This is a genomic window from Serratia sp. CY40230, assembly GCF_052168835.1.
Lineage (GTDB): Bacteria > Pseudomonadota > Gammaproteobacteria > Enterobacterales > Enterobacteriaceae > Serratia > Serratia nematodiphila.
The window spans coordinates 1-18,788 of the sequence record NZ_JBJNLX010000006.1; the positions used below are offsets into that span (position 1 = coordinate 1).

Annotated in this window: 18 protein-coding genes; 3 read left to right on the top strand and 15 right to left on the bottom strand. The window is 59.6% G+C overall.

Going from position 1 to position 18,788, the window contains the following annotated elements:
* Positions 1-77: 77 nt before the first annotated feature.
* The 5 genes from hemG to ACJ8IJ_RS20245 form a co-directional block, all read right to left on the bottom strand.
* Positions 78-611: a menaquinone-dependent protoporphyrinogen IX dehydrogenase gene (gene hemG, locus ACJ8IJ_RS20225; RefSeq protein WP_004934493.1), complete on the bottom strand. Its 534-nt coding sequence runs from the start codon at positions 609-611 to the stop codon at positions 78-80.
* A 21-nt stretch (positions 612-632) separates the two neighbouring features.
* Positions 633-2,084, bottom strand: coding sequence for a Trk system potassium transporter TrkH (gene trkH / locus ACJ8IJ_RS20230; RefSeq protein WP_004934492.1), 1,452 nt, complete (start codon positions 2,082-2,084; stop codon positions 633-635).
* 35 nt (positions 2,085-2,119) lie between these two features.
* A complete protein-coding gene (locus ACJ8IJ_RS20235) occupies positions 2,120-2,734 on the bottom strand; it encodes an IMPACT family protein (protein WP_004934489.1) in 615 nt (204 codons plus the stop codon).
* Entirely contained in the window at positions 2,734-4,065 is a 1,332-nt protein-coding gene (gene pepQ, locus ACJ8IJ_RS20240) for a Xaa-Pro dipeptidase (protein ID WP_197753765.1), read from the bottom strand. Before pepQ ends, ACJ8IJ_RS20235 begins: the two co-directional genes overlap by 1 nt.
* A 112-nt stretch (positions 4,066-4,177) precedes the next feature.
* Entirely contained in the window at positions 4,178-5,374 is a 1,197-nt protein-coding gene (locus ACJ8IJ_RS20245; RefSeq protein ID WP_442518897.1) for an MFS transporter, read from the bottom strand.
* 233 nt (positions 5,375-5,607) lie between these two features.
* Between ACJ8IJ_RS20245 and fadB the strand changes: the two genes are divergently transcribed.
* Both fadB and fadA read left to right on the top strand, forming a co-directional pair.
* Positions 5,608-7,797 carry a fatty acid oxidation complex subunit alpha FadB gene (gene fadB, locus ACJ8IJ_RS20250; RefSeq protein ID WP_033631522.1) on the top strand — a complete coding sequence of 730 codons (2,190 nt, stop codon included), beginning with the start codon at positions 5,608-5,610 and terminating at the stop codon, positions 7,795-7,797.
* A gap of 10 nt (positions 7,798-7,807) precedes the next feature.
* The gene (fadA, locus tag ACJ8IJ_RS20255; RefSeq protein WP_025304928.1) at positions 7,808-8,971 is read left to right on the top strand and encodes an acetyl-CoA C-acyltransferase FadA; all 1,164 of its coding nucleotides are present in this window, start codon (positions 7,808-7,810) and stop codon (positions 8,969-8,971) included.
* Positions 8,972-9,143: 172 nt separating this feature from the next.
* On the opposite strand, the gene fre is transcribed toward fadA, so the two are convergent.
* From fre to pepE, 3 genes are all read right to left on the bottom strand, one after another.
* Positions 9,144-9,845 (bottom strand): NAD(P)H-flavin reductase, encoded by a 702-nt coding sequence (fre, locus tag ACJ8IJ_RS20260; protein ID WP_004934474.1) that lies wholly within the window; start codon positions 9,843-9,845, stop codon positions 9,144-9,146.
* A gap of 50 nt (positions 9,846-9,895) precedes the next feature.
* Positions 9,896-11,416 (bottom strand): 4-hydroxy-3-polyprenylbenzoate decarboxylase, encoded by a 1,521-nt coding sequence (ubiD, locus tag ACJ8IJ_RS20265; RefSeq protein WP_015376309.1) that lies wholly within the window; start codon positions 11,414-11,416, stop codon positions 9,896-9,898.
* A gap of 62 nt (positions 11,417-11,478) precedes the next feature.
* A complete protein-coding gene (pepE, locus tag ACJ8IJ_RS20270) occupies positions 11,479-12,204 on the bottom strand; it encodes a dipeptidase PepE (protein ID WP_033631520.1) in 726 nt (241 codons plus the stop codon).
* Positions 12,205-12,448: 244 nt separating this feature from the next.
* Between pepE and rfaH the strand changes: the two genes are divergently transcribed.
* Positions 12,449-12,937, top strand: coding sequence for a transcription/translation regulatory transformer protein RfaH (gene rfaH, locus ACJ8IJ_RS20275; RefSeq protein ID WP_004934466.1), 489 nt, complete (start codon positions 12,449-12,451; stop codon positions 12,935-12,937).
* A gap of 45 nt (positions 12,938-12,982) precedes the next feature.
* Here the strand turns inward: rfaH and hemB are convergent, their stop codons facing one another.
* The 7 genes from hemB to ubiJ all read right to left on the bottom strand — a co-directional run bounded on the left by hemB (position 12,983) and on the right by ubiJ (position 18,783).
* Entirely contained in the window at positions 12,983-14,005 is a 1,023-nt protein-coding gene (hemB, locus tag ACJ8IJ_RS20280; RefSeq protein WP_004934463.1) for a porphobilinogen synthase, read from the bottom strand.
* Between the two features lie 14 nt (positions 14,006-14,019).
* Positions 14,020-14,802, bottom strand: a complete 783-nt coding sequence (tatD, locus tag ACJ8IJ_RS20285) for a 3'-5' ssDNA/RNA exonuclease TatD (protein WP_004934460.1) — start codon at positions 14,800-14,802, stop codon at positions 14,020-14,022.
* Between the two features lie 53 nt (positions 14,803-14,855).
* A complete protein-coding gene (gene tatC / locus ACJ8IJ_RS20290) occupies positions 14,856-15,626 on the bottom strand; it encodes a Sec-independent protein translocase subunit TatC (RefSeq protein ID WP_004934456.1) in 771 nt (256 codons plus the stop codon).
* A 3-nt stretch (positions 15,627-15,629) separates the two neighbouring features.
* On the bottom strand, positions 15,630-16,199 hold the full coding sequence (tatB, locus tag ACJ8IJ_RS20295; RefSeq protein WP_004934455.1) for a Sec-independent protein translocase protein TatB: 570 nt from the start codon (positions 16,197-16,199) through the stop codon (positions 15,630-15,632).
* Positions 16,200-16,202: 3 nt separating this feature from the next.
* Entirely contained in the window at positions 16,203-16,466 is a 264-nt protein-coding gene (tatA, locus tag ACJ8IJ_RS20300) for a Sec-independent protein translocase subunit TatA (protein WP_004934452.1), read from the bottom strand.
* An 80-nt stretch (positions 16,467-16,546) separates the two neighbouring features.
* Positions 16,547-18,178: a ubiquinone biosynthesis regulatory protein kinase UbiB gene (gene ubiB / locus ACJ8IJ_RS20305; protein WP_004934451.1), complete on the bottom strand. Its 1,632-nt coding sequence runs from the start codon at positions 18,176-18,178 to the stop codon at positions 16,547-16,549.
* Complete coding sequence (ubiJ, locus tag ACJ8IJ_RS20310; protein ID WP_004934446.1) at positions 18,175-18,783, bottom strand: ubiquinone biosynthesis protein UbiJ; 609 nt, start codon at positions 18,781-18,783, stop codon at positions 18,175-18,177. Before ubiJ ends, ubiB begins: the two co-directional genes overlap by 4 nt.
* Between the last annotated feature and the right edge of the window lie 5 nt (positions 18,784-18,788).

Sequence of the window (18,788 nt, forward strand, 5' to 3'; positions counted from 1 at the left end):
GGCCGCAACCCCTAATTGCAAAAAACTTTTCAAGCGCGGATTTTTTCGGCAAAACGCTGGCCAAACCCGCGTTTTTGTCACTTTTCGTACTGGATCTGGCTAAATTCCTGGGCGAAACGATCGACCTGCTGCCAATCTGTGTACTCCACTTCCTTACTGGTATCCGTTTCACCGCCCGTCATACGCATAATAAATTGAATCATGATGCGGTCGAACCAACGATAGCGCGGATACCGCAATGCGCCGGCAAACACCGCGCACTGTTTTGGCTGCCACGGCGAGGCCAGCAGGAACTTGCGGGTATAAGCGTTGGTTTGCGGCGAGCGCTTTTCCGGTTTACGCGCGGTCAGGTTCACGGCGAAGAAGGCGCTCGGCATCCTATTCAGCTGTTCGGCATGGCGCTTAACGAATTTATCCAGTACCGGATTAAAGTGCCCGTAACGGATAGAAGCACCGATCATCACCTGCTGGTACTGACTAAGGTCGACCTGTTCCGCCTGCAGCAGATCAATCACCTCACAACGCAGCGTGTCCTGCAACTTGCTTGCTATATAAGAAGCGATAGCACGTGTTTGCCCGTCACGGCTCGAATAAAGTATCAATGCCTTCATGGCGTACTCCTTATATCAGGCTCACTCACGCCAAAAAGTTGGCGTGAACAGCACCAGCAATGTAAACACTTCCAGGCGCCCGAACAGCATCGTCACCACCAGGATCCACTTGGCCGCCGCCGGCATCGTGGTGAAGTTATCCGCCACCACGCCCAGGCCGGGGCCAAGGTTATTGAGTGTTGCCGTCACTGCGGCGAACGCGGAAAAATCGTCAACGCCGGTGGCAATGATCGCCAGCATGCTGACGATAAACACCAGCGCATAGGCGGAGAAGAATCCCCACACCGCTTCCAGAATACGTTCCGGCAGTGCGCGATTGCCCAATTTGATGGTATAGACCGCGTTGGGGTGCACCAGCCTTTTCAACTCTCGCGAGCCCTGCAGGTACAGAAGCAGAATACGGATCACCTTCAGGCCGCCTCCGGTCGAGCCGGCACAACCACCGATGAACGCCGAGCACAGCAACAACATCGGCAGGAACAGCGGCCACTTGGCGATGCTGTCGGTCGTAAAACCGGCCGTGGTCGCCATCGATACCACCTGGAAGAACGCCTGATTGAGCGTTTCCATACCGCTCTTATAGACGCCATGTCCCCAGAGCACCAACGTGCATACCACCACCAGCGTCAACTGAACGAAGATGAACATGCGGAATTCAGGATCGCGCCCGTACACCTTCAGACTGCGGCCGCTTAGCAAAGCGAAGTGCAGGCCGTAGTTACAGCCGGAAATCAGCAGGAACACGGCGATGATGGTGTTGATAGTCGGACTGGCGTAATAACCGATACTGGCGTCGTGGGTAGAAAAACCGCCGATGGCGATGGTCGAGAAACTGTGGCCGATGGCGTCGAACACCGACATCCCGGCCCCCCAGAGCGCCAGCGCACAGGCGACGGTCAGCAACACATAGATTAGCCACAGGGTTTTGGCGGTTTCGGCGATGCGTGGACGCATCTTGTTATCTTTCAGCGGCCCGGGCATTTCCGCTCGATACAGCTGCATGCCGCCGACGCCAAGTATCGGCAGTATCGCCACCGCCAACACGATGATCCCCATGCCGCCCATCCATTGCAGCATTTGGCGATAGAACAGGATGGCCTTCGGCAACGAGTCCAGCCCCACCAGCGTCGTTGCGCCGGTGGTCGTCAATCCCGAGAAGGATTCAAAGAAGGCGTCGGTCAGCGACAAGTTGGGCCGTTCCGAAAACAGGAACGGCAATGCCCCCACGCTGCCCAGCACGGTCCAGAACAACACGACAATCAGGAAGCCTTCACGGGGCTTCAGCTCGTGTTTCTGTTTGCGGTTCGGCCACCACAGCATCAGACCGATGGTCAGCGCCACGAAGAAGGTTTGGCTGAACGCGCGCCCCGCCCCATCGCGGTAAATCAATGCCACCAGGCCGGGAATAAACATCGTCCCGGAGAACAGGATGACCAGCAGACCAACGATACGGGTTATGGCGCGAAAATGCATTTCAGCACGATCCTTAGCAATTCAATTGGGAGGAATTATTGCGAAATGGGGGTTAATTGCAAATTACCGCGACTGAGATCACGCAATTTATTCCCAAACAGTTCGACCTCAGTGGCCGGCAACGCCAGATGCAGCACGACGGCGGCGCCGTATTCGCCCTGCAGGATCCGACCTGCGGTTTGCTGCAGCAAGTTCTCCACCAACGCCAACTGCGCATAATCGCACTGCAAGATATATTCGGCTTCCGGCACCTTTTGTGCTAACGCCAACTGCTTCAACGCCTGTTGAACACCGTTGCCATAGGCTTTCACCAGCCCGCCGGTGCCCAGCTTGACGCCGCCATAGTAACGAACGACCACGGCGGTCACTTCACCGATGCCGCTCCCCATCAGCTGCGCGAGGATCGGTTTGCCGGCGGTGCCAGACGGTTCTCCGTCGTCTGAGAACCCCAGTTGCTGCGAATCATCGGGGCTGCCGGCGACGAAAGCCCAACAATGGTGTCGCGCCGCTGGATGCTCATCCCGCACCTGCTGAATAAACGCCTTTGCCGCTTCTACCCCGCTGGTCGGCGCCAGCAGGGTGATAAAACGGCTCTTCTTTATTTCTTCGGTAAAGCAGGTGGCTTCCGCCGGTATCGGGTAAGGCCGCATCAGGCCAGGTTCAGATCGCGCGTCATGTTCTCGATGCGCTTTTCGTGGATCACGATGTTGTCTTCGATACGGATGCCGCCATACGGCTTCAGCGCATCGATGCGATCCCAGGCGAAGTGCTGCTTGAATTCACCGCTGCGCCACGGTGCCAACAGAGACTCGATGAAGTACAGACCTGGCTCGATGGTCAACACCATGCCCGGCTGCAACACGCGGGTGCAACGCAGGAATGGATACTTGGACGGCGCCGGCAGATGGGTGCCTTGCTCGTCCTGCATAAAGCCGGCGGCGTCGTGCACCTGAAGGCCCAGCGGATGGCCCAGCCCGTGCGGCAGGAACGGCGTGGTAATACCCGCTTCAACCATCGCCTCTTCGCTGAGGCCGTTCACCAACTTGTGATTCTTGAGCAGCTTGGCGATGCGCTGATGCATTTGCACATGGTAGTCGGTATAGCGCACGCCGGGCTTGATGGTGTCGATCAGCGCCAGCTGTTCACCATTGAGATCTTTCACCAGGTGGGCGAACTCGCTGCCGCTTTGCGCCGCGTAGGTGCGGGTCAGATCGGCGGCATAGCCGTTATATTCCGCGCCGGCGTCTATAAGGAAACTCAGGGGTTCGGCCGGCGGCTGATGATCCAGCTTGGTGTAGTGCAGTACCGAAGCGTGTTCGTTCAGCGCTACGATGTTGTCGTAAGGCACGTCGGTATCGCGGTGGCCTGTCGCCGTCAGGTAGGCCAGGTTGATGTCGAACTCGCTCATGCCGGAGAGGAACGCCTCATGCGCCGCACGATGGCCGGTTACCGCCGTCTTCTGCGCTTCGCGCATGCAGGCCAGCTCGTAGCCGGTTTTGATAGAACGGTGGAAATCCAGGTAGTTCAACACCGCTTTCGGGTTGATGTTTTCAGAAGAAATGCCGAGATCGCGTGCGCGCTGTTGCGCATAACCGATATAGCCCACGCGCTCGCGCTGCGGCGGAAGCTGCTGGGCGATGGCGTCGGCGTTGGCCAACGGCATCAATTCAAGGGATTTGGTCCAGAAACTGTCCGGCAGCGGCTCTACGCTGTGCCAGTAGTCGACCGGGGAGTAGAACCACAGCTTCGGCTTATTGACACCGTCGATCCACAACCAGCAGTTCGGCACCGACGTCACCGGCACCCAGGCTTTGAAATGCGCGTTCACTTTGAACGGATAGCTATGGTCGTCCAAAAATACCTTTTGCAGCTCACCGGAGTGAATCAGCAGCGCATCCAACTTGTTGCGCTCCAGCACTTCGCGTGCGCGTTTTTGCAGCTCTGCCAGGTGGTCGTTATACAAAGAAGCCAGCGTTTCCATCACAGTACCCTTATGCCTTAGCACGAAAGAAGTCATCTTAACACAGCGCTCCGGCGCACCAACCTTATCGCGTTGGGCATGCGGAGCAGCTCGCAATTCCCTGCAAATGCCGTTACATCCGCAGTTTAACCATTAGCCAGCCGGCCAGGCCGAGCAACGCTATCGCCAGCGCCCACAGGCCATGGTGCTCCAACAACACCGCGCCGGCCGCGGCAACGCCCGCCAGACACTGCTGCAGAAAGCCGCACAGCGCCATCGCATAGGCGCCGTGCTCTTTGGCGTCGCTGACCGCCATCGCCATGCTGTTGGGAAACAACACCGCCTGGCCAAAAATGGTCAGGCAATACAGCGCGATGAACAGCGCCATACCGGAAAGGCCGGCCAGAATGCCGCTCCACCACAACAGCAGGATCGCCGTCGTCGCCAGAGCCACGATACCGCTGCCGGTTTGCATCAGTTTTTTCCCGCCGACACGCGCCACCGTGCGGTTCACCGTCAGCGCCCCGCTGAAGTAGGCGACGCCGATCACCAGCCCCAGCGCACCGAACGCCGTAACGTTGAGACCAAAACCCTGCTGCATGACGAACGGGCTCACCTCCTGCAATGTCACCGTGGTGGCGAAGCCCAGCCCGCCGACGCAGGCCGGCCAGAAGAACCCCGGCCGCCGCAGAATGGCGAAATAGGTGGCCGCCATCGCCGGGCGTGGCCCACGTGCGCGCCCCGCCTCAAGCGGTAGCGTCGCCATCAGCGCCAGAATGGCCAAACCGGTGGCGCCCATCAGGACGAAGCCCATCTGCCAGTGCGAATATTGGCTGAGCAGGCCGCCGATAAACTGCCCCCCGCCCAGCGCGGTGATAAAAGCGATGGAGAGCACCGACAGACGGCGCGCCAGCTCATCACCGCTCCAGTTATCCCGCACGATGATACGCGCAATGATCGCCGCACCACCGGCACCCACACCTTGCAGCGCACGCAGCGCCAGTAATTGGGTACCGTTGCTGCACAGCGCCAACAGTCCGCTGCAGCCAATGAAAAGCAGCAGGGAAAGCGTCAGCGGCGCTCGGCGGCCAAAGCGATCGGCAGCCGCGCCCCAGAACAGCACCGGCAAGGCAGCGCCGATGACGAAGATCGAAATGGACAGCTCGGTGGCGCGCCGGCTCATCGCCAGCTCGCGCATCACCGTCGGCAGCGAAGGCAGATACACGGTCGTCGCCATCTGCGCCATAAACACCAACAGACACGCCAGCGTCATGGTTCTGGCGGGAATGCTCCATAAGCAGCTGCGTTTGACACAAACCGCCTTAGTCATGCCTTACCTCGTCTGAATGATCAATCGCTGCAGGCAAGTGTATGAGGGCCGACAACCACCAGCAAATGCCGATAGCACATAAAATATAACTCCGTTTTAAATCAAAACACTAACTTGGTGAGATGTGATCAGACCAGCAAATATGCAATCTCTCATTTGCATATTTTTAACATAAAAACCACACTCCTCTTCATCTGGTCATACCAGATCATACGCTGATTCAGGAGATAGACATGCTCTACCAAGGCGAAACATTACAACTGCACTGGCTCGATAACGGCATTGCCGAGCTGGTGTTCAACGCATCAGGCTCGGTCAACAAGCTGGACACCCGCACCGTCGCCAGCCTGGGCGAGGCGCTCACCGTGCTGGAAAACCAGCCTGAGCTCAAGGGGCTGCTGCTGCGCTCCACCAAAGCCGCATTTATCGTCGGCGCCGATATCACCGAATTCCTTTCTCTGTTTGCCGCACCGGCTGAAAAGCTGCACGAGTGGCTGGTATTCGCCAACAACGTCTTTAACCGGCTGGAAGATTTGCCGGTACCGACCATTTCGGCCATTAACGGCTATGCGCTCGGCGGCGGTTGCGAATGCATTCTGGCGACCGATTTCCGCGTCGCCTCGCCGGACGCGCGTATCGGCCTGCCGGAAACCAAATTGGGCATCATGCCGGGCTTCGGCGGTTCCGTCCGTCTGCCACGCCTGCTGGGTAACGACAGCGCGCTGGAAATCATCGCCGCCGGCAAAGACGTCAGCGCCAAAGACGCGTTGAAAGTCGGCCTGGTCGATGCGGTAGTGGCGCCGGAAAAACTGGCCGAAGCGGCGCTCAACATGCTGCAACAGGCGATCGACGGCAAGCTGGACTGGCGCGCCGCGCGTCAACCTAAGCTGGAGCCGCTGAAACTCAGCCCGATTGAAGCGGCGATGAGCTTCACTACTGCCAAAGGCATGGTGCTGCAGACCGCCGGTAAACATTACCCGGCGCCGATGACCGCAGTGAAGACCATTGAAGCCGCCGCCAAGCTGGGCCGCGATGAAGCGCTGAAACTGGAAACCGCCAGCTTCGTGCCGTTGGCCCGCTCCAACGAAGCGCGCGCGCTGGTCGGCATCTTCCTTAACGATCAGTTCGTGAAGGGCCAGGCGAAAAAGCTGGCCAAGAATGTGGATGCGCCAAAACAGGCGGCGGTGCTGGGCGCCGGCATCATGGGCGGCGGCATCGCCTACCAATCGGCGCTGAAAGGCGTACCGGTGATCATGAAGGACATCAGCGACAAGTCGCTGACGCTGGGCATGAGCGAAGCGGCCAAGCTGCTCAACAAGCAGCTGGAGCGCGGCAAGCTGGATGGCCTGAAAATGGCGCAGGTGCTGTCGACCATTCAGCCGACGCTGGACTATGCCGGCATCGAGCGTGCGCAGGTGATCGTCGAAGCGGTGGTGGAGAATCCGAAGGTGAAAGCCGCCGTGCTGTCGGAAGTGGAAGGCCTGATCGGTGAAGACACCGTTCTGGCGTCGAACACCTCGACCATTCCGATTAATCACCTGGCAAAATCGCTGAAGCGCCCGCAAAACTTCTGCGGCATGCACTTCTTTAACCCGGTGCACCGCATGCCGCTGGTGGAAATCATCCGCGGCGAACAGACCAGCGATGACACCATCGCCAAAGTGGTGGCCTACGCCAGCCGCATGGGCAAAACGCCGATCGTGGTGAACGATTGCCCGGGCTTCTTCGTCAACCGCGTGCTGTTCCCGTACTTCGCCGGCTTCAGCCTTCTGCTGCGCGACGGCGCCGACTTCCGTCAAATCGATAAAGTGATGGAAAAACAGTTCGGCTGGCCGATGGGCCCGGCCTACCTGCTCGACGTCGTGGGCATCGACACCGCGCACCACGCGCAGGCCGTGATGGCCGCCGGTTTCCCGGATCGCATGAGCAAAGACTATCGCGACGCCATTGACGTGATGTTCGACAACCAGCGCTTCGGTCAGAAAAATCAACTGGGCTTCTACCGCTACAGCCAGGACAGCAAAGGCAAACCGCGCAAGGACAACGATGAGCAAACCGATGCGCTGCTGGCCGAAGTGAGCCAACCGCGCCAGACCATCAGCGACGAAGAAATCATCGCGCGCATGATGATCCCGATGATCAACGAAGTGGTGCGTTGCCTGGAAGAAAAGATCGTCGCCAGCCCGGCCGAAGCCGATATGGCGTTGGTCTACGGCATCGGTTTCCCTCCGTTCCACGGCGGCGCGTTCCGCTACCTGGATACGCTCGGCACCGCCAACTACGTTGAGCTGGCCCAGCGTTACGCACACCTCGGCGCCCTGTACCAGGTGCCGGCCGGTCTGCGCGCCAAGGCCGAACGCAATGAAAGCTACTACCCGGTGGCGACACCGCTGTCCGACGTCGCTACCCGCCAACCGGCATGAGGTCATAAAGATGGAAAACGTAGTTATTGTTGATGCCGTACGCACGCCGATGGGCCGCTCCAAGGGCGGCGCCTTCCGCCAGGTACGCGCCGAAGATCTCTCCGCTCACCTGATGCGTGAAGTACTGAGCCGCAATCCGGCGCTGGACGCCGCCGAGATTGATGACATTTACTGGGGCTGCGTGCAGCAGACGCTGGAGCAAGGCTTCAACATCGCCCGCAACGCCGCGCTGCTGGCCGAGATCCCGCACCGCGTGCCGGCGGTGACCGTCAACCGCCTGTGCGGCTCTTCGATGCAGGCGCTGCACGACGCGGCACGCGCCATCATGGTGGGCGACGCGCACGTCAGCCTGATCGGCGGCGTGGAACACATGGGTCATGTGCCGATGAATCACGGCGTGGATTTCCATCCGGGCCTGAGCCGCAGCGTGGCCAAGGCCGCCGGGATGATGGGGCTGACCGCCGAAATGCTGGCCAAGATGCACAACATCAGTCGCCAGATGCAGGATGAATTTGCCGCCCGCTCCCACCAGCGCGCGCATGCGGCAACGCTGGCCGGTTACTTTAAAAACGAGATCATACCGACCAACGGCCACGACGCCGACGGCGTGCTGACCCGTTACGATTTCGATGAAGTCATTCGCCCGGAGACCACCGTCGAAAGCCTGTCGGCCCTGCGCCCGGCGTTCGATCCGGTCAACGGCACCGTCACCGCCGGCAGCTCCTCCGCCCTGTCGGACGGTGCTTCCGCCATGCTGCTGATGAGCGAATCGCGCGCCAAAGCGCTCGGTTTGAAGGCCCGCGCCCGCATCCGCTCGATGGCGGTCGTCGGCTGCGATCCGTCCATCATGGGCTACGGCCCGGTGCCGGCCAGCAAGCTGGCGCTGAAACGCGCCGGTCTGAGCGTGCAGGACATCGATCTGTTCGAGCTGAACGAAGCGTTCGCCGCCCAGTCGCTGCCGTGCATCAAGGATTTGGGGCTGATGGACAGCATCGACGACAAGATTAACCTGAACGGCGGCGCCATCGCGCTCGGCCACCCGCTGGGGTGTTCCGGCTCCCGCATCTCGACCACCCTGTTGAACAACATGGAACGTCGCGACGCGCAGTTCGGCCTGGCGACCATGTGCATCGGCCTGGGCCAGGGTATCGCCACCGTGTTTGAACGCGTTTAGCTGTGTCTATCTTGGGATGACCGCGTCACCACTTCAAATCGCGGCATCCCGCCAAGTTTAGTTGCCGTTCTTCCCGCCTGTCAGGGGCGGGTTTTTTATGCCTGAAATTTGCCGACGCCCAAATAAAAACGGGGCGACCCTCGGCCACCCCGTTCACTGCGCATCGCCTGTGTCAGATAAACGAAAACGCGTCGCCAAACATATGCGCTTCCAGCGCGCCGCGCTCGGCACAGAAACGCTCGCGGGCGATTTTCGCCATCTCGAAACGCCCGGCGATGTAAATGTCATGCTCCGCCAGCGTGCCGAAATCCTGCAGCACCGCGCTAAGCACGGTGCCGCTGCGGCCACGCCATTCAGCCTCCGGCTGCTCGACCACCGGGATCACCTTCAGATTCGGATGCTGCAACGACAGCGCTTCCAGCTCGCTCAAATCGTACAGGTGCTTCAGCTCACGCCCGCCCCAGTAGATTGAAATGTCGCGATCCGGCTGCTGCTCCAGCGCGGTCAACAGGATTGAACGCGCGTAAGAGAAACCGGTGCCGCCGGCGATCAGCACCAGCGGACGGCTGCCCTCTTCCCGCAGCCAGGCGTCGCCATGCGGCACGTCAACGGTGATCGCCTGCTCTTTCAGGATGCGATCCATCACCGCCATGGCGTACAGATTCAGCTCCGAAGCGCCGATATGCAGCTCGATGTAATCTTGCTGCGTCGGGGTTGATGCCAGTGAGAACGGGCGCTTGTCGCGCTCATCCATCACCACCATCAGATATTGCCCTGCCTTGAAAGAAAACGGCTGTTCGGGCACCAGACGTACCCGATAAACCGTATCGGTAATGGCCTCTACCGAGGTCACTTTACAGCTCAATATTGTCATGCGTTCCCTCTGTCGGGTCATCAATGCAAAGCTGAGAACAGGGCCTGACGCTATAACGTCGGTTCCCTGTCACTGAAGATTGCGAGCTCATCCCAGATTTCGTCGACGCGCGCACGTACCTTTTCATCCATCTGAATCGGACGGCCCCATTCGCGATCGGTTTCACCCGGCCATTTATTGGTGGCGTCCAGCCCCATCTTCGAACCCAGGCCGGAAACCGGCGAGGCGAAGTCCAGATAGTCGATCGGCGTATTCTCCACCAGAACAGTATCCCTTGCCGGATCCATTCGTGTGGTGATCGCCCAAATCACGTCGTTCCAGTCGCGCGCATTGACGTCATCATCACAGACGATAACAAATTTGGTGTACATAAACTGCCGCAGGAACGACCAGACGCCCATCATCACGCGTTTAGCGTGGCCGGCGTACTGTTTTTTCATGGTCACTACCGCCAGGCGGTACGAGCACCCTTCCGGCGGCAGATAGAAATCGACGATTTCCGGGAACTGCTTTTGCAGGATCGGCACGAACACTTCATTCAGCGCCACGCCCAGGATCGCCGGCTCATCCGGCGGGCGGCCGGTGTAGGTCGAGTGGTAGATCGCGTTGCGGCGCTGGGTGATGTGAGTAACGGTGAACACCGGAAACTGGTCGATTTCATTGTAGTAACCGGTGTGGTCGCCATAGGGGCCTTCCGGCGCCATTTCACCCGGCTCGATATAGCCTTCAAGCACGATTTCGGCGCTGGCGGGCACTTCCAGATCGTTGGAAAGGCACTTGACCACTTCGGTTTTGTTGCCGCGCAGCAGCCCGGCAAAGGCATATTCAGACAGGGTATCCGGCACCGGCGTGACCGCACCGAGGATGGTAGCGGGATCGGCGCCCAGCGCCACCGCGACCGGGAAACGCTCGCCCGGGTGCGCCTGGCACCACTCCTGATAATCCAGCGCGCCACCGCGATGCGACAGCCAGCGCATGATCACTTTGTTCTTGCCCAGCACCTGCTGGCGATAGATGCCGAGGTTTTGCCGTTCCTTATGCGGGCCGCGGGTCACCGTCAGCCCCCAGGTGATCAGCGGCGCAGCGTCTTCCGGCCAGCAGTGCATAACCGGAATACGGCTGAGGTCGACATCGTCACCCTGCCATACCTGCTCCTGACAAGGCGCGGATCCCAGCACCTTGGTCGGCATGTTCAGCACCTGCTTGAACTTTGGCATTTTGTCGAACAGATCGCGGAAGCCTTTCGGCGGCTCCGGTTCTTTGAGGAACGCCAGCAGTTTGCCGACTTCGCGCAGCGCGCTGATGTCTTCCTGCCCCATGCCCATCGCCACGCGATTGGCGGTGCCGAACAGGTTACAGAGCACCGGCATGTCATACCCTTTCGGGTTTTCAAACAGCAGTGCCGGACCGCCCGCTCGCAGGGTGCGATCGGCAATCTCCGTCATTTCCAGGTAAGGATCGATCGGCTGGCTGATGCGTTTTAGTTCCCCTCTCTTCTCCAGCAACGAGAGGAAATCGCGTAAGTCACGGTATTTCATGCTGATCATTATAACGGCCAGTGGGGAGGGCATTATAAGCCCTCTTCACAGTTGTTGCTGCAATTTTGTTAACGCCGCCCGCCGCCGGGCGGCCCTCAGCCGCAGTTGAACGGCACCAGCGCAGCCAGCGCGCGCGTATCCTGATATTCACGCGTCTCCTCACCGTGGCGGAACACCTTGAAGCCCTGCCCGTTAGCGCTGAAGTAACGCAGCGCATTGCCTTCAACGTGCAGCAGGCTACCTTCACGCAGCGCCACCACCGACTCGCTTGGATTGACCGCGCAGAACTCCGCCAGGCGCTCGTCACGGGTTTCGCCCATGTGGCCGCTGATATGTGCGTCGATGTAGTGCGGGTTGATCTGCACCGGGAACAGCCCCAGCGCCGGCAGCACCACGCTGCAGCGCACCGGCATGTCATTGGTGGTGCGAATGCTCGGCGTGGCCACGTTGCAACCGGCGCTCCAGCCGACGTAAGGCACTTCACGCTCGCGCACCGCGCGCTGGATGGGCACGATCAGGCCTTGTTCGTGCAGCATTTGGTTCAGCAACCAGGTATTGCCGCCGCTGACCAAAATGCACTCCGCCTGCGCGATCGCCGCCGCCGGTGAAGCCGCGTGGTGGATGCTGGTGACTTCAATGCCCAGCGTTTGCGCCAGTTCCTGCGCACGCTGGTCGTAGTCGTAACGGATCAGGGCGTAAGGGATAAAGACGGCGGATTTGATGCCGCGACGCGCAATCATCGCCAGCAGTTGGCTTTTGGCGTACCCCAGCAGCTCGGCTTCGCCAGACAGCTTGCCGTTGCTCAACAGAAACAGCTCCATTTCTTTCCCTCTCGGTCAAAACGATGAATAGCGTCACAGCCGGCGGCGCAGCGCCTGCCATACTGTGACGGTAACAAATTTTTAGCCCTCTGTTATACCAGCACCGTATCGATAAGTGTGTGACCCCTCGCTAATAGCCGCAGATTCATAGAGATAGGTGATGTTACACACTGAAACTTGCATCACTATGTATCCGGAATAGCTTTTGATATGCTTACCGGCTGGCAGAAAGGCATGTGAAATTATGGAATCCTGGTATCTACTTTATTGCAAACGCGGTCAATTGTTGCGGGCGCAGGAACATCTGGAGCGGCAGCAGGTAAACTGCCTCAGCCCGATCATCACGCTGGAAAAGATCGTGCGTGGTAAGCGTATCGCGGTCAGCGAACCCCTGTTTCCCAACTATCTGTTTGTGGAGTTCGATCCGGAGCGCATTCACACCACCACCATCAGCGCCACCCGTGGCGTCAGCCACTTCGTGCGTTTCGGCGCGTTGCCGAGCGTCATCCCGAGCAAGGTGATCGATGAGCTGCGCACGCACGCCAGCGAAACCTATGTCGATCCGGAAACCCCACAGCCAGGGGATACCGTTCTGATCGTCGACGGCGTGTTCGAAGGGCTGCAGGCGATCTACACCGAACCGGACGGCGAGGCGCGTTCCATGTTGTTGCTGAACCTGATCAACAAGCAGGTCAGTCAAAGCATCGACAACCGACAGTTCCAGAAGATGTAATGCAAAAGGCGCCCTCAGGCGCCTTTTTGTTGGCTCATTTTGCGCTTAGCGACGCATCGCATCGTCGTGCAGCCACTGGGCGACACGCTTGGCGAAGTAGGTCAGCACGCCGTCGGCGCCGGCGCGTTTGAAGCACATCAACGATTCCATCACCGCAGGTTGCTCCTGCAGCCAGCCGTTCTGAATCGCCGCCATATGCATGGCGTACTCGCCGGACACCTGATAAGCGAAGGTTGGCACACCGAAGGTATCCTTCACGCGGCGCACGACGTCGAGGTACGGCATGCCCGGTTTCACCATCACCATGTCCGCACCTTCCTGCAGATCCTGCGCAATCTCCTGCAGCGCTTCGTCGCTGTTGGCCGGATCCATCTGATAGGTCTTCTTGTTGCCGCCCTTCAGGTTGCCGCTGGAGCCCAACGCATCGCGGAACGGGCCGTAGTAGCAGGAAGCATACTTGGCGGAGTAGGCCATGATTTGGGTATTCACCAGGCCCTGCAATTCCAGACGATCGCGGATCGCCCCGATGCGGCCGTCCATCATGTCGCTCGGCGCCACGATTTCCGCGCCCGCTTCGGCATGGGACAGCGCCTGACGCACCAGAATGTCTTTGGTCACGTCGTTAATCACATAACCCTGCTCATCGATCACCCCGTCCTGCCCATGCGTGGTGTAGGGATCGAGCGCCACGTCGGTCAGAATGCCCAGCTCAGGCACCGCGTCTTTCAGCGCGCGCACCGTGCGCTGTACCAACCCTTCCGGGTTATAGGCTTCTTCCGCATGCAGCGATTTCAGGCTCGGTTCAATTACCGGGAACAGGGAAATCACCGGCACGCCAAGTTTGGCGATGGTTTCCGCTTCCTTCACCAGCAGATCGATCGTCATGCGCGATACGCCCGGCATCGAGGCCACTTCTTCCTGGCGGTTGCTGCCTTCCATGACAAACACCGGATAAATCAGGTCGTTGACCGTCAGTTGATTCTCGGCCACCAGGCGGCGGCTGAAGTCGTGACGGCGCACGCGGCGCATACGGCGACCAGGGAAGGTGCCCGGAAATGCATAGCTCATAGTTTTCTCCTAGCTCAAACCAGCCGGAATAGCCGGCGGGCGTTCTCATCGGTTTTTTGCCCCAGCCATTGCGGCTCTTCCTGTCGCCAGACGGCGACCTGATGCACGATATGGGGCAGGAAACAGGGTTCGTTGCGGCGAGATGCGGGTTTAGGCTGTAAATCCCGGGGCAACAGATAAGGGGCGTCCGTTTCCAGCAGCAGACGCTCGGCCGGGATCTGCGGCAACAGGGCGCGCAATTCCAGGCCGCGCCGCTCGTCGCAGACCCAACCGGTAATCCCGATCGACAGACCCAGCGACAGGCAGCTTGTTAATTCTTCGGCGGTGCCGGTGAAGCAGTGCACCACGGCCGCGGGCAGTTTATCCAACCACGGCGTCAGTAGCTCGGCAAAACGTGCGTGTGCGTCGCGGCAATGAAGAAACACCGGCAGCGCCAACTCCGCCGCCAGCGCCAGCTGCGCGGTGAACGCCGCTTCCTGCTGTACGGGCGTCGAGAAGTTGCGATTGAAATCCAGGCCGCATTCGCCGATCGCCGCCACTTCAGGGCGTGCGGCTAACGCATAAATCTGCTCGGCGGTCTGTTCATCCCAACCGCTGGCGTAATGCGGATGCACACCGGCGGTAGACCAACAGTAGCCCGCATGTTGCTGCGCCAATTCCGCCGCTTCGCGGCTCTCTGCCAGATCGGTGCCGGTAATCAATATCCCGGTAACGCCCGCCGCGCGAGCGCGCTCCACTACCGCCTGGCGGTCTTTGGCGAATTGGCTGCTGGTCAGATTAACACCTATATCAAACATGATTTTTTCCAAAGCAAAAGCCGCCCAATGGGCGGCTTCGCAATCAATGTGGATCAGGGGGCTGGCGGTTCGTCACCCTCGTCTTCTTCTTCCGCCTGCGGACGACGTTTGCCGGTATAGAAGCGAGCGAAGAACACCCCCACTTCAAACAGCAGATACATCGGTATTGCCAACAGGGTTTGCGAGAACACGTCCGGCGGCGTCAACAGCATGCCGACCACAAACGCGCCAACCAACACATACGGCCGTTTCTTCTTCAGATCTTCCGGCGAGGTGACGCCACTCCAGCACAGCAGAATGATGGCGACCGGCACTTCGAAGGCGACGCCGAACGCCATAAACAGCGCCATGACGAAATCGAGGTAGTTTTTGATGTCGGTGGCAATGGTCACCCCCATCGGCGCGGTCTTGGCAAAGAAGCCGAAGGCCAGCGGAAACACGATGAAGTAGGCGAAAGCCATGCCGAGGTAGAACAGCAGGCTGCTGGACACCAGCAGCGGCATCATCAGGCGGCGTTCATGCTTGTACAGCGCCGGCGCGATGAATGCCCACACCTGATACAAAATCATCGGCGCGGAGACGAACACCGAGACGATCATGGTCAATTTGATCGGCGTAAAGAACGGTGACGCCACGTCGGTAGCGATCATGCTCGCCCCGGCCGGCAGCTGCTTGAGCAGCGGCGCAGAGACCAACTGGTAGATGTCGTTGGCGAAAAACACCAGCACCACGAACACCGCCAGCACGCAAATAATCGAGTTAAGCAGCCGCTTGCGCAGCTCTATCAGATGACTGATAAGGGGTTGGGTATCTTCAACAGCCATGTATTAACGATCGCCACTAGGTTGGTGAGACGCTGGGGTTTTATCCGCAACAGGTTCGACAGGTGCCGGCGCGGTTTCCGCCGGCGCTTTAGCCGGTTGCGCCGCCACCGGCGGTGCCGGTGACACGGGCGCGACGGCTTCAGGTTCCGCTGCCGGTTTTGGCGCGGCGGCGGGTGCACTGGCGCGGGTTGCCGCTTCCGCCGGCGTCACGCCGTCGTGCAAGGCTTCCGGATCGGTGATCTGCGGGTTATGAATGGTGTTCGCCAGCTCTTCTTTCTCGCCCTGGTAGGTGCGTTTCAATGATTCCGCCGCGTCTTTCAGCTCATCCATCGACGCCTTCAGTTCCGGCGTCAGGTTCTGCAGGCCGGCCTGTTCCGCTTTTTTCAGGCTGTCCTGCAGCTCCTGCAGCTTCAGCTCCTGAGACAGTTCGTGCTGCACCGAGGCCGCCAGCGAGCGCAGCGCGCGGATCCAGCCCGATACCGTTCTGACCGCGACCGGCAAGCGTTCCGGCCCCAGAACAACCAGGCCGATCACCAGCACCAGCAGCAGCTCACTAAACCCAATGTCAAACACGGTTTATACCTGCTCTTTGTTCTTCGACTCTTCCGGTTTCACTTCCGGCTGCTTATCGGTAATAGGCTTGGCCGAGAAGTCAGCGTCATCCAGGCTGCTTTTCTCAGCCGTGTTGGGGGTCGACGGCGTATCGTCGCCGATCGCCTTCTTGAAGCCCTTGATCGAGGCGCCGAGATCGGAGCCCAGCGTGCGCAGTTTTTTGGTACCGAACAACAGCACCACGATCACTGCGATGATCAACAATTGCGTAATACTAATACCGCCCATTTTAATTACCTCTAATTTTAAAGGGTCTTTTAAAGCCAGCCCGCATTATAGAGCCGACTTTACCAGAGTAACGAATTAAATCAGGTGGTTCGCTTCCAGCCAATCACCCAGCATACGATGCCGGCGGCCATCATCCAGGCGGGAAACACCTCGATTTGCCCCAGCAGCAACAGCGTGCCGCTTACCAACAGTGTAGCGCCAACGCCGAACAAATAACGTGACTGCCCCTGACGAACCCGCTGAGCCTGCATCTGGTTGGTCAGCTTATCAACGCTTTGTTGCAACAGTTTATGCTGCTGCAAGCTGTCGTAAAACAGCTCGGGCAGTTCCGGCAGCTTCTCCGCCCAGAACGGCGCTTTCTCTTTCAGCGCACGCACCACGGCGGGAATGCCGACCTGATCGCGCAGCCAGCTCTCGAGGAACGGCTTGGCGGTGGTCCACAGATCCAGCTGCGGATAGAGCTGACGCCCCAGTCCTTCAACATACAGCAAGGTCTTCTGCAATAACACCAGCTGCGGCTGCACTTCCATATTGAAGCGTCGCGCGGTGTTGAACAGGTTCAGCAGCACGTTGCCGAAGGAAATTTCCGCCAGCGGCTTCTCGAAAATCGGCTCGCACACCGTGCGGATGGCGAATTCGAAGTCTTCCACATTGGTGTCGCGCGGCACCCACCCGGAATCGACGTGCAGTTCCGCCACCTTGCGGTAATCGCGGTTGAAGAAGGCGATGAAGTTTTCCGCCAGGTAACGTTTGTCATCCTTGTTCAGCGAACCGACGATACCGCAGTCGATGCCGATGTAGCAGGGATCTTCCGGATGTTCGTAGCTGACGAAAATATTACCGGGATGCATGTCCGCATGGAAGAAGCTGTCGCGGAAGACCTGGGTAAAGAACACCTGGACGCCGCGTTCCGCCAACAGTTTCATGTTGGTGCCCTGCTGTTCCAGCGTGGCGATGTCCGAGACCGGAATGCCGTAAATACGCTCCATCACCAATACGCTTTCGCGGCAGTAGTCGGAATAAACTTCCGGTACGTACAGCATTGGGCTGCCGTCGAAATTGCGGCGCAGCTGAATGGCGTTAGCCGCTTCGCGCAACAGGTTCAATTCGTCCAGCAGAGTTTTCTCGTACTCGCGTACCACTTCGCGCGGGCGCAGACGGCGGCCGTCCGGCAACAGCTTCGGCACCCAGCCTGCCAGCCGGTACATCAGACGCACGTCGGCCTTGATAATCGGCCCGATATCCGGCCGGATCACCTTCAGCACCACTTCCTGGCCGGTGGTTTTCAACCGCGCGGTATGCACCTGCGCGATCGAGGCAGAGGCCAGCGGCTGCTGATCGAAGTCATCGAACCAGGTCTCCAGCGGGCCGCCCATCGCCAGCTCGATATGCTTACGCGCCAACGCGCCATCGAAAGGCGCCACCCGATCCTGCAGCAGCGTCAGCTGATCGGCAATGTGCGGCGGAAACAGATCGCGGCGGGTCGACATCATTTGGCCGAACTTGATCCAGACCGGTCCCAGTTCCTGCAGCGCCAGCCGCAGACGTTCACCCAGCGGCTTGTCCTTGTGCCGATTCGGCATCCAGAACAGCAGCCGGCGGCCAAAGCGCAGCGGCAGCGTCAAACGCATTTTAGGGATCAGCTCATCCAGCCCATAGCTGAGAAAAACGCGGACGATAAAATACAAACGGCGCAGTTCGCCTGGGGTCATCGCTTGCCCTCCAACTTGTCCATGCGGGCAGACAGCGCTTCCGCGCTGCGGGCGAGTGCGTCAACTTCTTCGTTGAACCACACCACTTCCAGCGGCCCCGGCGCCAGGCGCCACTCTTCTGTCAACGCCTCCGCCATCCCCTGCTGCCGGCGCATAAAGCCGGCTTTCAGCAGCGAGGCGCCTTTTCCCAGCGCCTGTGTAATGCCTTGGGCGGCGATATCGCCGATGTAGGGCGCCAGCCACTCCGCCGGATCCCACTCCGCCAGATCGAGCAGGCCAACCAGCTGTTGCACCACCTGAATATCGCCTTCCACCGTCAATTCGCCGCTGCGCATCAGCACCGGCAACTGCTGGCGATCGCGCAGCTTCAGCAAGGAGGGAATGCGGCTACGCACGGTGCAATCGGCGCTGTCTTCAGACTGCCCCAGCACATCCACGCGCAGTTCGCTGAACACCAGCACCAGCGGCGAAGCCAACTCTTCCAGTTCGATGCGCAGCACCTTGCCCGCCAGGCGTTGGCGGGCGGCTTTCATGCTGCGATCGCGAAACAGCAGGTTATTCAGCGAGGTTTCCAGCGCACCGGTCAGCAGAGGGGTAAACAGCATCGGCA

Excerpts from the sequence above, each read along its gene's own strand:
- hemG (WP_004934493.1), bottom strand. The coding sequence starts at position 611 with ATGAAGGCATTGATACTTTATTCGAGCCGTGACGGGCAAACACGTGCT.
- trkH (WP_004934492.1), bottom strand. The coding sequence starts at position 2,084 with ATGCATTTTCGCGCCATAACCCGTATCGTTGGTCTGCTGGTCATCCTG.
- ACJ8IJ_RS20235 (WP_004934489.1), bottom strand. The coding sequence starts at position 2,734 with ATGCGGCCTTACCCGATACCGGCGGAAGCCACCTGCTTTACCGAAGAA.
- pepQ (WP_197753765.1), bottom strand. The coding sequence starts at position 4,065 with ATGGAAACGCTGGCTTCTTTGTATAACGACCACCTGGCAGAGCTGCAA.
- ACJ8IJ_RS20245 (WP_442518897.1), bottom strand. The coding sequence starts at position 5,374 with ATGACTAAGGCGGTTTGTGTCAAACGCAGCTGCTTATGGAGCATTCCC.
- fadB (WP_033631522.1), top strand. The coding sequence starts at position 5,608 with ATGCTCTACCAAGGCGAAACATTACAACTGCACTGGCTCGATAACGGC.
- fadA (WP_025304928.1), top strand. The coding sequence starts at position 7,808 with ATGGAAAACGTAGTTATTGTTGATGCCGTACGCACGCCGATGGGCCGC.
- fre (WP_004934474.1), bottom strand. The coding sequence starts at position 9,845 with ATGACAATATTGAGCTGTAAAGTGACCTCGGTAGAGGCCATTACCGAT.
- ubiD (WP_015376309.1), bottom strand. The coding sequence starts at position 11,416 with ATGCCCTCCCCACTGGCCGTTATAATGATCAGCATGAAATACCGTGAC.
- pepE (WP_033631520.1), bottom strand. The coding sequence starts at position 12,204 with ATGGAGCTGTTTCTGTTGAGCAACGGCAAGCTGTCTGGCGAAGCCGAG.
- rfaH (WP_004934466.1), top strand. The coding sequence starts at position 12,449 with ATGGAATCCTGGTATCTACTTTATTGCAAACGCGGTCAATTGTTGCGG.
- hemB (WP_004934463.1), bottom strand. The coding sequence starts at position 14,005 with ATGAGCTATGCATTTCCGGGCACCTTCCCTGGTCGCCGTATGCGCCGC.
- tatD (WP_004934460.1), bottom strand. The coding sequence starts at position 14,802 with ATGTTTGATATAGGTGTTAATCTGACCAGCAGCCAATTCGCCAAAGAC.
- tatC (WP_004934456.1), bottom strand. The coding sequence starts at position 15,626 with ATGGCTGTTGAAGATACCCAACCCCTTATCAGTCATCTGATAGAGCTG.
- tatA (WP_004934452.1), bottom strand. The coding sequence starts at position 16,466 with ATGGGCGGTATTAGTATTACGCAATTGTTGATCATCGCAGTGATCGTG.
- ubiB (WP_004934451.1), bottom strand. The coding sequence starts at position 18,178 with ATGACCCCAGGCGAACTGCGCCGTTTGTATTTTATCGTCCGCGTTTTT.
- ubiJ (WP_004934446.1), bottom strand. The coding sequence starts at position 18,783 with ATGCTGTTTACCCCTCTGCTGACCGGTGCGCTGGAAACCTCGCTGAAT.